Source organism: Thioclava sediminum (genome assembly GCF_002020355.1).
In the GTDB taxonomy this organism is placed as follows: Bacteria; Pseudomonadota; Alphaproteobacteria; order Rhodobacterales; family Rhodobacteraceae; genus Thioclava; species Thioclava sediminum.
Genome location: NZ_MPZV01000003.1, coordinates 40,989 through 54,672, shown reverse-complemented (window position 1 = coordinate 54,672; position 13,684 = coordinate 40,989). Strand labels below are relative to the sequence as shown.

Here is a 13,684-nt window from a genome sequence, read left to right as displayed (position 1 = left end):
AGACCAATCCGCGCTCACATGACGCTTTTGTGCACAATTTTTATGCAACTCACCCCGAAAATCCCGCTCTGCCTCCCGATCCCGGCGCGGTTTCGCAATTTGCGCTTGTCGGCTGACGGGCGCGCTGCAAACCTTAAGACACATCGGAATAACCCGAACGGCATTCGCGCCTCGCTTTGACACCGCACGTTAGCGGTCAGTCAGCGGGGCGTTTTGCGTTTTGGCTCAAAGGGTCTGCAAGAGTGGAAATGAAGAAACGGATTGAACTTGGCCTGCTGTATTCCCGCTCGGGAAGCTATTCGCTGATCTCCGAAGCCTGCCGGACCGGGGCGCTCAGCGCGATTGCCGAGATCAATTCGATGCCCGATCTCCCGATCACCTTCGCCCCGATCGAGCGCGACCCGCAGGGCAATATCGACGCCTACGGACCGCTCTGCGAGGAGATCCTGCGCGACAGCGATGCGCGCCATGTCGTCGGCTGCGTCACCTCGTGGAGCCGCAAGGAGGTGATCCCGACGCTCGAGAAGGCGGGCGGGACGCTTTGGTATGCGGTGCCCTATGAGGGGTTCGAGGCTTCCGATCATGTCGTCTACACCCATGCCTGCCCGAACCAGCATCTGCTGCCGCTGCTTGGCTGGGCCTTTGCGCGGCTCGGGCGGCGGGGCTTCCTGACCGGCTCGAATTACATCTGGGGCTGGGAGATGAACCGGCTTGCGCGGGACGTGATCCTCAGCGCCAGCGGCGAGGTTCTGGGCGAGCGTTACCTGCCGCTCGGCTCGCTCGACGTCGACCGGATGATCAATGAGATCCGCGCGACCCGGCCCAATTTCATCCTCAACAATCTGATCGGCCCGTCGCAATACGCGTTCCTTGAGGCCTATCACAAGCTCGGGCAGGAAGACGCGCATTTCCGCCCCGAGACCTGCCCGATCCTGTCGTGCAATCTGACCGAATGCGAGTTGCCCGCCATTCATCCCGCCGCGATCGAGGGGTTGGTCGCTGCCGGGCCCTATTTCCGGGGCGCGACCGGCTGGCCGCAGGCGCAGCGCAATTTCGGCTCCTCGCATGAAGCGGCCGCATGGTCGTCGGTCTATCGCCTCGCGATTTTGCTCTCGGGGCATGAAGACGCCGCCGAGCAGAGCCTCGCGCAGCTGTTGCACGATGCGCCGCAGGGCTCGGAAGGCATCGACCTGTCGAACCATCACACTGCCCTGCCCGTCCTGATCGCGCAGGTCGAGAACGGCGCCTTCGCGGTCCGTGAGCGGTTCGAGGCCGTCGCGGGCGATCCCTATCTCGCACGCGGCCGCAATCCGATCGCGCCCGGAGCGCCCCGGCTGAAGGTGGTCTCATGAAGCGCAAGATCCGCATCCCCGATCTCGGCGGCGCGCGCGCCTATATCCTGCACCGCCCCCACGCGACGGTGCAGGCGCTCGAGCGGCAATTGCGCGCGATCGGCCTGACGGTCGTCCATTGCTGGCCCGAACTGCCCGCCGAGGCTCTGTCGGGGGATTTTGTCTTCTTCGACGCCGATCAGGGCTATGACGAGCAATTTCCGTGGAAACCGGGCGAAAGCCCGATGCCGATGATCGCCTTGATCGGCACCGAAGCGCCTGGCCGGATCGAATGGTCTCTGGAGGCCGGCGCGCATGCGCAGATCCTCAAACCCGTCGGCGATGGCGGGGTCTATTCGGCGCTGCTGATCGCGCAGCTCGCCTTCGAGGCGCGGGCGCAGCTCTCGGGCGAGATCGCGGATCTGCGTCGCAGGCTCGATGAGCGCCAGACCGTGGTGCGGGCGGTCACGCTGCTGGCCGCGCGCGGCAAGAGCGAGGCCGAGGCCTATGACCAGCTGCGCCAGATGGCGATGGCTTGGCGCGTGACGTTCGAAGATGCCGCGCACCGTATCGTCGCCAACCATGACGAACAAAGGAAGAGTGATGACCGACGCGACCTTGGCTGAGGGACCGGCCCGACCGCAAAGCGCCTTGCGCCGCCTGATGCGCCGCAAGCTCGCGCTGCTGGGCTTCGCGATCATCGCGATCGTGACGCTCGGTGCGATTTTCGCGCCGTGGATCGCCCCTTTCGAGCCGCAGGAGCAGATGTTCGACGGGCTGACGCTGGAAGGCTCGCCCATGCCGCCGGGTGAAAAGTTCTGGCTGGGCACCGACCTGCTGGGCCGCGACCTGTTCTCGCGCATCCTGTACGGTGCGCGGACCTCGCTGATCATCGGCGTGGTCGCGAATGGCCTCGCGCTGATCATCGGCACGCTGATCGGCGTCACCGCGGGCTATTTCCGCGGCTGGATCGGCGCGGTGCTGATGCGCTTCACCGATCTGATGATGGCCTTCCCGGCGCTTCTGCTGGCGATCTGTCTTGCGGCGATCTTCACGCCGTCGCTGTGGATCGTCGCGATGGTGATCGCGCTGGTGAACTGGGTGCAGACGGCCCGCGTGGTCTTCACCGAGACTTCCGCGCTGGCCGAGCGCGAATTCGTCGCCGCCGAGCGCACGCTTGGCGCAGGTACGCTGCGCATCCTGTTCCGCCACATCCTGCCGCATCTTGTGCCGATGATCATCGTCTGGGGCACGCTGGGGATTTCGACCACGGTGCTGCTGGAGGCGACGCTGTCCTATCTCGGCGTGGGTGTTCAGCCGCCGACGCCAAGCTGGGGCAACATCATCTTCGAGAACCAGACCTATTTCCAGGCGGCCCCTTGGCTCGTCTTCATCCCGGGCGCCGCGATCTTGCTGCTGGCGCTGTCCTTCAACCTCGTGGGCGACGCGCTGCGCGACGTGCTCGACCCGACGCAGAGAGGGCGTGAGTGATGCTGGCCTATCTGATCCGCCGCCTGATCCAGGCCGCCTTGATCCTGCTGGGCGTGTCCTTCATCACCTTCTTCCTGCTTTTCGTGCTGCCGGCCGACCCGGTGCGCCAGATCGCGGGCCGCTCGGCCACGCCCGAGACGGTGGCCAATATCCGCCACCAGCTTGGCCTCGATCAGCCCTTCATCGTGCAATACTGGCACTATCTGACCGGGCTGGTCCAAGGCGATATGGGCCGCAGCTACCTGCAGAAGACCGAAGTCGCGACCCTGATTGCCGCGCGTCTGCCCGCGACGCTTCTTCTGATGCTGGGCGCGATCGTGGCCGAGCTGATCATGGGGCTCACGCTGGGGATCGTCGCCGCGATCCGGCGCGGCGGCGCGCTCGACCAGTCGCTGATGATCACCTCTTTCGTTGCGGTTTCGGCGCCGCAATTCGTGGTCGGTCTGCTTCTGCTCTATGTCTTCGCGGTCAAGCTGAGCTGGTTCCCGATCGGCGGCTACGGCAGCTTCTCGAACCTCGTGCTGCCTGCGCTCACGCTCGGGATCATGGGCTCGGGCTGGTACAGCCGGATGATGCGCTCGAGCATGATCGACGTGCTGCGCTCGGATTATATCCGCACCGCACGCGCCAAGGGGCTGCGCCGCTTCCGGGTGCTGGCGCTGCACGCGATGCCCAACGCCATCCTGCCGATCATCGCGATGATCGGGATCGATATCGGCATCTTCATGTCGGGCATCGTCGTCGTGGAAAGCGTCTTCGGCTGGCCCGGTATCGGGCAGCTCGCCTGGCAGGCGATCCAGCGCGTCGACATCCCGATCATCATGGGCGTCACGCTCGTGTCCGCCTGCGCGATCGTGCTGGGCAACCTGCTGGCCGACCTGATCACCCCCTTCATCGATCCGCGCATCAAGCTGCGCTGATCGCAATCAGATACCCCGGGCCAACCGGGGAGCGAACCAAAAGAAAAGTCCAACTGACGGAGAACACCTCAAATGAGCCTGATGAAAAACATCCTTGCCACCAGCGCACTGTCGCTCTCGCTGGGTCTTGCCAGCTTCGCCTCGGCGCAGGACTACCAGCCCGATCCGAACGCCAAGCCCGGCGGCAATATCATCGTGACCTACAAGGACGATGTGGCCACGCTCGATCCGGCGATCGGCTATGACTGGCAGAACTGGTCGATGATCAAATCCGTCTTCGACGGTCTGATGGATTACGTCCCCGGCACCACCGAACTGCGCCCGGGTCTTGCCGAGAGCTACGAGATTTCCGACGACGGTACGACCTTCACCTTCAAGCTGCGCAAGGGCGTGAAATTCCACAACGGTCGCGAGATGACGGCCGAAGACGTGAAATACTCGCTCGACCGCGTCACCACCCCCGCGACCCAGTCGCCCGGCGCCGGCTTCTTCGGCTCGATCAAGGGCTATGACGCGATGGCGGACGGGTCCGCCACCAGCCTCGAAGGCGTGACCGTCGTCGATCCCTACACCGTCAAGATCGAGCTTTCGCGCCCCGATGCGACCTTCCTGCACGTGATGGCGCTGAACTTCGCCTCGGTCGTGCCGAAGGAAGCGGTCGACGAATACGGCACCGATTTCGGCAAGCATCCCGTCGGCACCGGCGCGTTCAAGCTGTCTGACTGGACCATCGGTCAGCAGCTCGTGTTCCAGAAGAACGCCGACTACTGGCGGTCGGGCGTGCCCTATCTCGATAGCATCACCTTCGAAGTCGGTCAGGAGCCGATCGTGGCGCTGCTGCGGCTGCAGCAGGGTGAGGTGGACGTGCCCGGCGACGGCATCCCGCCGGCGAAGTTCAACGAGGTGATGGACAATCCCGACGAGGCCAAGCGGGTCGTCGTGGGCGGCCAGCTGCATACCGGCTACATCACGCTCAACGTCCAGATGGAGCCCTTCGACAAGGTCGAGGTGCGTCAGGCGATGAACATGGCGATCAACAAGGACCGCATCGTTCAGATGATCAACGGTCGCGCCACGCCCGCGAACCAGCCGCTGCCGCCGTCGATGCCGGGCTATACCAAGGATTACGAGGGCTATCCCTTCGATCAGGAAAAGGCCAAGCAGATGCTCGCGGATGCGGGCTATCCCGACGGGTTCGAGACCGAGCTCTACGTGATGAACACCGATCCGAACCCGCGTATCGCGCAGGCGATCCAGCAGGACCTGTCGCAGATCGGCGTGAAGGTCGACATCAAGGCGCTGGCGCAGGCCAACGTCATCGAGGCGGGCGGCACGCCGAAAACCGCGCCGATGATCTGGTCGGGCGGCATGGCGTGGATCGCCGACTTCCCCGATCCGTCCAACTTCTACGGTCCGATCCTGGGCTGCGCGGGCGCGGTCGAGGGCGGCTGGAACTGGTCGTGGTATTGCAACGAGGAACTCGACGCGATGGCCACCGAGGCGGACTCGATCACCGATCCGGCCAAGCAGGACGAGCGCCTGCAGAAATGGTCGGACGTCTACATGAAGGTCATGGAAGACGCTCCGTGGGTCCCGGTGTTCAACGAGAACCGCTACACCATGAAGTCGGGCCGTATGGGTGGCGCGGATGCGCTCTATGTCGACCCGGTCTCGATCCCGGTCAACTACGACTACGTGTACGTGACGGAGTAAGCGCGCATGTGCAAAGCCTGTGACTATACGATCCATGGCGCACAGCACCATTTCGGCTGGGACAACTCGTTTGTCCCGGCCGAGACGGTGGCCCCGGGATCGACCATCGAATTCCACTGCCACGACAGCTCGGCCGGACAGCTCGGGCCGTCCTCGACCGTGGAAGACGTCAAGACGCTCGATTTCGGCAAGATCAACCCGGTCTCCGGGCCGATCTATGTCGAAGGGGCGAAGCCCGGTGACGTGCTCAAGGTCACCATCGACAGCTTCACCCCGCGCGAGCAGGAAGGCTCCGCCTGGGGCTGGACCGCGAATATCCCGGGATTCGGCCTGCTGGCGGATCAATTCGAAGATCCGGCGCTGACGATCTGGAAATACGATGCGGCCTCGCCCGACAAGGCGCTTTGGGGCAGCGAAGGCAAGGTCGCCCTCAAGCCGTTCTGCGGCACCATTGGCGTCGCCCCGGCCGAAAAAGGCCTGCATTCCATCGTGCCCCCGCGCCGCGTGGGCGGCAATCTCGACATTCGCGATCTGGCGGCGGGCACCACGCTCTATCTGCCGGTCGAGGTCGATGGCGCGCTGTTCTCGGTGGGCGACACCCACGCCGCCCAAGGCGATGGCGAGGTCTGCGGCACCGCGATCGAGAGCCCGATGAACTGCGTGCTCAGCTTCGATCTGATCAAGAACGAGACGCTGAAATTCCCGCGCTTCACCACGCCGGGGCCGGTCACGCGCCATCTCGACACGGCGGGCTACGAGGTCACGACGGGCATCGGCCCCGACCTGATGTCGGGCGCGCGCGATGCGGTCTCGGGCATGATCGACCTTCTGTGCGCACAGCGCGGCATGTCGGCGGTCGACGCCTATATGCTGGTCTCGACCTGTGGCGATCTGCGCATTTCCGAGATCGTCGATATGCCCAACTGGGTCGTCAGCTTCTATTTCCCGAGAAACGTGTTCGAATGATCGAAATGAAACAAACGCAAGCCGGGGCTGTCACGGCCCCGGAGCCCGCCCAGCCGGTGCTCTCCGTCGAAGGTCTCACGATCTCGGTGCGCTCCGAGGGGCGCGAGCGGGCGCTGGTCAGCGATCTGAGCTTCACGCTGGCTCGCGGCGAGACCATCGCCATCGCGGGCGAGAGCGGCTCGGGCAAGTCGCTGACCTCTCTGGCGATCATGGGGCTGTTGCCGCCCCCTGCCCTACGGGTCAGTTCGGGCGCGATCCGCTTCCAGGGCGAAGACCTTACCCGCCTGCCCGAAAGCCGGATGCGCGCGATGCGCGGCAACCGTATCGCGATGATCTTTCAGGAGCCGATGACGTCGCTCAACCCGGTGCTGAGCATCGGCCTGCAACTCTCCGAGGCGATCCGCGCGCATGAGCCGGTCTCGAAACGCGAGGCCCGCGCCCGCGCGCTCGAGGCGCTGCGCCGCGTGCGCATCTCCGAACCCGAGCGCCGGATGACCCAATATCCGCACGAGCTGTCCGGCGGCATGCGGCAGCGCGTAATGATCGCGATGGCATTGGCGCTGCGCCCCGACGTGCTGATCGCCGACGAGCCGACCACCGCGCTCGATGTGACGGTGCAACGCGAGGTGCTCGACCTGCTGCGCGATCTGCAAAGCGAGATGGGCACCGCAATTATCCTGATCACCCATGACATGGGCGTGGTGGCCGAGATGGCCGAGCGCGTCATCGTCATGAAACAGGGTCAGGCGGTCGAGACGGGCGCTGTCTCGCAGATTTTCACCGCCCCGCGCGAGGCCTATACGCAGGATCTTCTGGCTGCCGTTCCGCGCATGGGCGACGGCAGCGGCGCTGCGGGCGCGTCCCCGGATGCGAAACCCGTGGCGCGGCTGCGCGATGTGAAGGTGCATTTCGACATTCGCGGCGGGATCCTGTCGCAGGTCACCCATCGCGTCCACGCGGTCGAGGGCGTCAGCTTCGACATAATGGAGGGCGAGACCTTCTCGCTCGTCGGCGAAAGCGGCTGCGGCAAATCCACCATCGCGAAAGCGCTGACCGGTCTCGTGCCGCATCAGGGCCGCATCGAGGTCGCAGGCCACACGATGGGCGGGCTGAGCGGCGCGAAGATGAAAGAGATGCGCCGCGACGTCCAGATCGTGTTCCAGGACCCGATGGCCGCGCTCGATCCGCGGATGCGCGTGGGCGATCTGGTGGCCGAGCCGCTGGTGATCCACGGCATCGGCACGCCCGAGGAGCAACGCGAGAAAGTCGCGGGCCTGTTCGAGCGCGTCGGCCTCACCCGCGATCAGCTCGACCGCTATCCGCATGAGTTCTCGGGCGGCCAGCGTCAGCGAATCTGCATCGCCCGCGCGCTGGCGCTGCAACCGAAACTGATCATCGCGGATGAGAGCGTCTCGGCGCTGGATGTGTCGGTGCAGGCGCGGGTGCTGGACCTGCTCGAAGCGCTCAAACGCGAATTCGGCATCGCCTATCTGTTCATCAGCCACGACATGGCGGTGGTCGAGAATATCTCGGACCGGATCGCGGTGATGTATATGGGCCAGATCGTGGAGATGGGCACGCGCGCGCAGATTTTCGGATCGCCGCAGCACCCCTACACGAAGCGCCTGATGGCGGCCGTGCCGATCCCCGATCCCGACAAGGTCCGCGAACCCACCCCGCGCCTGTCCGGCGAGGTGCCGAGCCCGGTCTACAAGCTGGGCACGGGTCCGCAGCGCCTGATGCTGCGCAATCTCGGAGACGGACATCTCGTGGCGGATAGCGACCTGCCCGCGATGCCGATCGAGACGGCGGCTGAATAACACGAAACCGCGCTCAGGGCGGACGGCAAATCTCAGCGCCCCCCTGTGCTTTCAAGGCCGTTTTCGGGCTGCAAACCGCAGCCCCTTCTCAAGGCTATTCATAGGCGGAAAAGCAAAAGCAACATCCACCCCGTTTCTTTTCCGCAACACCCCGAACACCCCACCAAATCATTGATGCAAATCAAAGAAAGCTTCCGGGCGGAAGCTTAGCGCGGTGAGTGAAGTCCGTGCGAGGGAACTTCTGAAACGCGCCGAGGCAAACGCACGGACAGGTTGTCAGTTCAATTACGTAAAGAGTGGCTCGATTGACGTACGATTTCTTGTCGTAGCGTTTGCCTTGGGGAATGGGGACAAAGAATGTCGAATACACTACTCACCAATTTGAAACGCACCGTAGCGCCCGCTGCTTTGCTACTGTGCCTCGGGAATCCGGCCTGGTCGGGCACATTTGATGACGCCCCCGTCATCAGCGTGACCGGCGATGGCCTCATCTTCTCCGATCCCGCGGAAGGCGTGCAGCCGCCCGGCCTCAAGGCCGTCACGGGCGAGGTCAACGCCGACTTTCCCAACACGAACAATCCGAAGGATATCACCAACTGCCTGATGGCGAACACGCCGGATTTCACCTGCACGGCCCCTCCCGGCTCGGGCAAACGGGTGAAGACGCAGCTGACCGGCCCGACGCCGATGGATATCATGCTCTCGACCCAATCGAGCGGCGGCATTACGGAATACTACACCTACGGCAAGACCTCGAACCTCACCGGCGCCCGCATTCTGGCCTTCAAGGTGCAGCTCGGTACCGGCTCGGGTGACAGCTTCACCCCCTTCGACCCGAGCGATCCCCAGACCGCGGCACTCTTCGATCCCGATTACATCTCGAAGTTCAACCTGCCCGACGGGCTCTTCGGCGATGGCGGTCAGGAAGAGGCAGGCATCGGCTTCTTCGACAGCACCTCCGCCGAGATGACCATTGCGAACAACGCCAACACGCTCGACGCGACGAACCTGTCGAACAGCGTTCTGGCCACCTATTTCGGAAACTCGCTGATCGACAACAGCATGCTGCCGAAAGCGATCTTCTGGGACGCGACCGGCACGGCCGTCGCCTCGGACGAGGCCCAGCTTATCGCGTGGTACAACCTGAGCGCCGGCCAGTGGCAATACGGCAATCTGGGCGTCGACAGCTCGACCTATCTGGATGACAAGCTGCAGGCGATGGCCGACTCGCTGGGCGTGACGGTCGCGGATCTCGGCTATACCGGCGGCGGCGCCGTGCCCGCCGATATCGTCGCGGCGATGCAGGCCAATGGCCTCTACACGCAGGACGTGGTCGAGGATCTTCGCAACCTCAACCTGAACTACATCATCGATCTCGGCGATGTCGCGGGCAACAATGTCACGATGCGCATCGCGCCGATCTTCGCGCCGATCGTCGAGCAGACCGCGACCCCCTACCAGTTCGCGACCGCCGGGCGTCTAGATGCGGCCGCCAATATCCCCTATCTGGATATCGGGAACGCAGGGACCTATCAGAGCGCGATCAGCGACATCATGGCGATCACGGATCCGGTCGCGCGCAACGACATGCTTGAGACGACGGGCTACAGCTTCCTGCCCGCCTTTGGCGCTGTCGGCTTCGAGTTCGGGCAGAACATCACGAAAGGGATCGGTCGTCCGGTTGCGCAGACGCAGAACGGATCGGTCACGCTTTCGACGATGGGCGGGCCGACCTCGTGGAAGATCGGCGACGACACCTATGCCTTCGTCTCGGCGGGGGCGCAGAAAGCCAATTACGACCGCACCACCAATGCGATCGGCTACGACGTCAAATCGCATTACATGATGCTGGGCGGCGAGAAATTCATCGGCAATCAAGTCTCGGTCGGCCTCTTCGGCGGCTACTCGGACGGCACCTCCGACGCCGATCAGAGCCGCGGCAGCATCGATGGCTCCGGCGGCTTCGTCGGTGGCTTCGTGCGAACGGCCTTCGGCAATGGCGGCGCGGCGCAGTTCGTGATCGGCTATCAGGATCTTTCCTACGACATGAGCCGCAATGTCATGGGATCGACCGCACGGGCGAGCACGGATGGCCATCAGGTCTTCGGCGCGATCGATGCCGAGTACATGTTCGGCCAAGATCTTCTTCGCTTCGGCCCGACGGGTTCGCTCGAAATGTATCACCTCTCGGTGGACGGCTTCGACGAGACCGGCGCGGGCGCGTGGAACCTGTCCGTCGGGGATCAATCCGGCACCGTGACCGTCGCCTCCGCCGGGATGCGTGGCCAATATGCGCTGTCTTCGAGCGCACAGGCCCCGACCCTGTCCGGTGCGATCAAGTACAACAAGGTCAGCGGCGACGATCAGCTCGTTCAGACCGCTTTCGTCGGGCTGCCCTCCAGCGCAACCCCGGTCGATGGCTTCGACATGAACTGGGTGACGGCGGATGTCGGGATCGACGTGCCGCTCGGCCAGACCGGGACGTTCTCCTCCAGCCTGCATGCCGGGATCTCGGGGACCTTCTCGAGCGACTATGAGAGCCACGCGCTGCAGCTTTCCTTCAACGCGAAGTTCTGAGCGCGAAGTTCTGAGCGCTCACAGCCCTAAACGAAGACACCGCGGCGCTTTTCAGCGCCGCGGCGCATTTATATCCGCAGGTCGATAACGGTTTTTCCGCGCAGCGCGGGCGTTACCCCTCCATCCCGATCCGTTCCCGGCGCAGCGTCGCCGCTCCGGCTTTCGCATGGCTGGCGATCTCTTCCATCGGCGCGAACCAGACGTCGCCCGCCTCCACCGCGCGCTCCAGCAGACCCTCCATCTCGCGCCAGCGCGCCAGACGGCCCGTCAGGAACGGGTGCAGCACCGGCATCCAGAACCCGCCCGCCTCGTGCATCGCGTCGAATTCCTCGGCGAAAGCGCGGATGCCGTCCGAGGGCGCGCGGATCGGCATCAGGTAGTCGATCTCGCCGAAATGCGCGAAGGGCGGCCAATCGTCAGTGCCCCAATGCGGCGGGACCTCGATCAGGCTGCCTTTCGGGGTCTCGACCAGATAGGGCAACTCGTCAGCCATCATCGAGCTGTCATAGAGAAACCCGTGCTCGATCAACCGGTTGAGCATCGCGGGCGTGAAGGAATAGACCGGGGCGCGATAGCCGCGCGGCTTCCGCCCGGTCATCGTGACATGAACCTCCAGCGCGCGTTCGAACAGCTCCGCCTCGCGGTCGTCGGAATGCTCCATCGGGTCTTCGTGCATCCACGAATGATGCCCGATCTCGTGCCCCGCCTTTAGGATCGAGTCGACCGTCTCAGGGTAATTCTGCATCACCCAAGCGGGCATGAAGAAAGTCTGGGTCAGGCCCAGACGACGATAGGTCTCGAGGATGCGCGGCACGGCGACCGTCGGCCCGTAGCGGCCCATCGAGATCGGCTGCAGACGCAGTTCGGCATCTTCGGGACGGGCCGTGCGGATCAGCGAATCCGCGTCGATATCGAAGGTCACGCAGGCGGCGCTGCGCTTGCCCTCGGGCCAGGTGATCGGGTTGAGAAACATGTCACTCTCCGCTCAGGAAGGATCGGCGGGCACCGGGAGCATCACCGAGAACAGCGCCACGAGATCGTTGCGCAGCCAGGTCTCGATCTCGTCCCGGCGCGCGGCGTCGGTGGAAATGAACTGGATGAAACGGGCGTTTTGCAGCTGGAACAGCGCCCGGCCCAGATGGAGCGGGTTCAGATCGGCGCTGAGCCGCCCGTCCCGCTGCATCGCCTCGATCCGACGCACCAGCACCGAGGCGAGCTGTTCGTCGAGCTTGAAATAGGCCTTGGAGAGCTGCGTCCCCGCCTCGATCGTCACTGCCGCGATGACCTGACGCCAAATGTCTTTCTCCAGCGTCTGCATCGCGTGAACCATGATCTCGTGCGCGAAGGCCACCGTCAGCTCGACGAGCTCGGCCTCCGGCCCGGGCAGCGTCGAATCGAGCCGCTCCAGCAGCTGTTTGTCGCTTTCGATCACCAGCGCGAGCAGGACCCCGGCCTTGGTTCCATAGTAGTTATGGACCGTCACGCCCGAGACGCCGGCAGCCACCGCGATCGCCTCGATCGTCGTCTTGTCATAGCCCTTCTCGCGAAAAAGCTCTTTGGCCGATGTGACGATGCGGTTGCGACGGTCTTGTTTTTGTTGGGCGCGCAGGTTGCTCACTGAGTCCTCCTAGGGTTGCGAACAGTTTTCGGCAATTGGTCATCTTTGGTCAAGACAAATTTTTTATTGCATAAAAGTTTTTATCGAATAAAGTTTTTGTACAAGATCAAGAATCCATACCAACAGCGAGGTCCGCTTATGCGCTCCGTACTCAAACTCGCCGCCGCCTCCGCGGTCGCCCTCTCCGCGGGCAGCCTCTCCGCTGCCGCCGCTGAAACCGTCAATGTCGGGGTCTGCGTCTCCTGGCCGGGCTATGCCATGCTCGAAGTCGCCAAGGAAAAGAACCTGATCCCCGATTACGACCTGAACATCACGATCTTCGAAGATCCGCTGGGCGGTCATGCCGCCCTCGCCGCGGGTCAACTCGACGTCTATGGCTGCACCGCCGATTACACGCCGCTGGTCGTGGATCGCGGCACCGATGTGGTCAACGTAGCCCAGCTCAACCCCTCCTACGGGGTCGATCACGTCATTCTCGCTCCCGACACCGAGCCCGCCGACCTGCCCGGCAAAAAGGTCTCGGCCCCGCAGGCCTATATCGGTCAGCTGCTGATGGGGATCTGGCTCGATTCCGAGGGCATCACCCCCGATCAGGTCGAGTGGGTGAACCTGAATGCCGATGAAGCCGTCGGTCCGATGATGTCGGGCGATCTGTCGGCTGCCTACATGTACGAGCCGTGGATCTCCAAGGTCCTCGAGGCAAAGCCCGGCGCGCGGTCCATCGTGAACACCGCCGATCCGGAGATGCTGAAGACCGGGATCTTCATGGACGCTCTGTATATGAACAAGAACTTCATCGCCAATGACCGCGAAGCGGCTCTGGCCGTGCTGAAAGCGCGTTGGGAAGGGCTGGCCTACTGGAACCAGCACACCGAAGAGACCAACAAGATGCTCGCGTCGTTCCTGCAGTGGCCCGAGGAAGATATCGGCTACGTCATCGGGACCAACGGCAAGTCCTTCGAGGGCGGCATCTACATGATGGACTTCGACGAATCCGCCCGCCTGTGCGGCGTGCTCGACGGCGAAGGCCCGCTCGGCATGGCCAACGGTTCGATGGTCGACTCGATCGCGATGACCAATGACTGGTGGATCAAGCTCGGTCTGATGGAAAACAAGATCGACGCATCGAAAGGCATCGACTGCTCGCTGATGGGCGATCTGGTCAAGTCCGGCTACCGCCAGAGCCTGACCGCACACTGACCCCCTCGGGAAGCGCCGATCCCCGGCGCTTCCCTTCCCCCAAGCCGG

Annotated in this window: 11 protein-coding genes; 9 read left to right on the top strand and 2 right to left on the bottom strand. The window is 63.8% G+C overall.

Annotated features, from left to right (window positions below):
• Positions 1-248 precede the first annotated feature (248 nt).
• The 8 genes from BMI91_RS12610 to BMI91_RS12575 all read left to right on the top strand — a co-directional run bounded on the left by BMI91_RS12610 (position 249) and on the right by BMI91_RS12575 (position 10,818).
• Positions 249-1,352: a transporter substrate-binding protein gene (locus tag BMI91_RS12610; RefSeq protein WP_078605178.1), complete on the top strand. Its 1,104-nt coding sequence runs from the start codon at positions 249-251 to the stop codon at positions 1,350-1,352.
• Positions 1,349-1,957 (top strand): ANTAR domain-containing response regulator, encoded by a 609-nt coding sequence (locus BMI91_RS12605; RefSeq protein ID WP_078605177.1) that lies wholly within the window; start codon positions 1,349-1,351, stop codon positions 1,955-1,957. Before BMI91_RS12610 ends, BMI91_RS12605 begins: the two co-directional genes overlap by 4 nt.
• On the top strand, positions 1,935-2,822 hold the full coding sequence (locus tag BMI91_RS12600) for an ABC transporter permease (RefSeq protein ID WP_078523183.1): 888 nt from the start codon (positions 1,935-1,937) through the stop codon (positions 2,820-2,822). The genes BMI91_RS12605 and BMI91_RS12600 overlap by 23 nt, the downstream gene beginning before the upstream one ends.
• On the top strand, positions 2,822-3,742 hold the full coding sequence (locus BMI91_RS12595) for an ABC transporter permease (RefSeq protein ID WP_078523182.1): 921 nt from the start codon (positions 2,822-2,824) through the stop codon (positions 3,740-3,742). Before BMI91_RS12600 ends, BMI91_RS12595 begins: the two co-directional genes overlap by 1 nt.
• An 81-nt stretch (positions 3,743-3,823) precedes the next feature.
• Positions 3,824-5,455, top strand: a complete 1,632-nt coding sequence (locus tag BMI91_RS12590; protein WP_078605760.1) for an ABC transporter substrate-binding protein — start codon at positions 3,824-3,826, stop codon at positions 5,453-5,455.
• Between the two features lie 6 nt (positions 5,456-5,461).
• Entirely contained in the window at positions 5,462-6,421 is a 960-nt protein-coding gene (locus tag BMI91_RS12585; protein ID WP_078605175.1) for an acetamidase/formamidase family protein, read from the top strand.
• A gap of 5 nt (positions 6,422-6,426) precedes the next feature.
• On the top strand, positions 6,427-8,241 hold the full coding sequence (locus BMI91_RS12580) for an ABC transporter ATP-binding protein (protein WP_078605759.1): 1,815 nt from the start codon (positions 6,427-6,429) through the stop codon (positions 8,239-8,241).
• Between the two features lie 381 nt (positions 8,242-8,622).
• Positions 8,623-10,818 (top strand): choice-of-anchor F family protein, encoded by a 2,196-nt coding sequence (locus tag BMI91_RS12575; protein WP_158522151.1) that lies wholly within the window; start codon positions 8,623-8,625, stop codon positions 10,816-10,818.
• 112 nt (positions 10,819-10,930) lie between these two features.
• Here BMI91_RS12575 and BMI91_RS12570 read toward each other — a convergent pair whose 3' ends face one another.
• Together BMI91_RS12570 and BMI91_RS12565 are read right to left on the bottom strand one after the other, a co-directional pair.
• Positions 10,931-11,791 (bottom strand): polysaccharide deacetylase family protein, encoded by an 861-nt coding sequence (locus tag BMI91_RS12570; protein WP_078605171.1) that lies wholly within the window; start codon positions 11,789-11,791, stop codon positions 10,931-10,933.
• A 12-nt stretch (positions 11,792-11,803) separates the two neighbouring features.
• Positions 11,804-12,436 carry a TetR/AcrR family transcriptional regulator gene (locus tag BMI91_RS12565; protein ID WP_078605170.1) on the bottom strand — a complete coding sequence of 211 codons (633 nt, stop codon included), beginning with the start codon at positions 12,434-12,436 and terminating at the stop codon, positions 11,804-11,806.
• A gap of 138 nt (positions 12,437-12,574) precedes the next feature.
• Between BMI91_RS12565 and BMI91_RS12560 the strand changes: the two genes are divergently transcribed.
• Positions 12,575-13,636 carry an ABC transporter substrate-binding protein gene (locus BMI91_RS12560; RefSeq protein ID WP_078605167.1) on the top strand — a complete coding sequence of 354 codons (1,062 nt, stop codon included), beginning with the start codon at positions 12,575-12,577 and terminating at the stop codon, positions 13,634-13,636.
• Positions 13,637-13,684 lie beyond the last annotated feature (48 nt).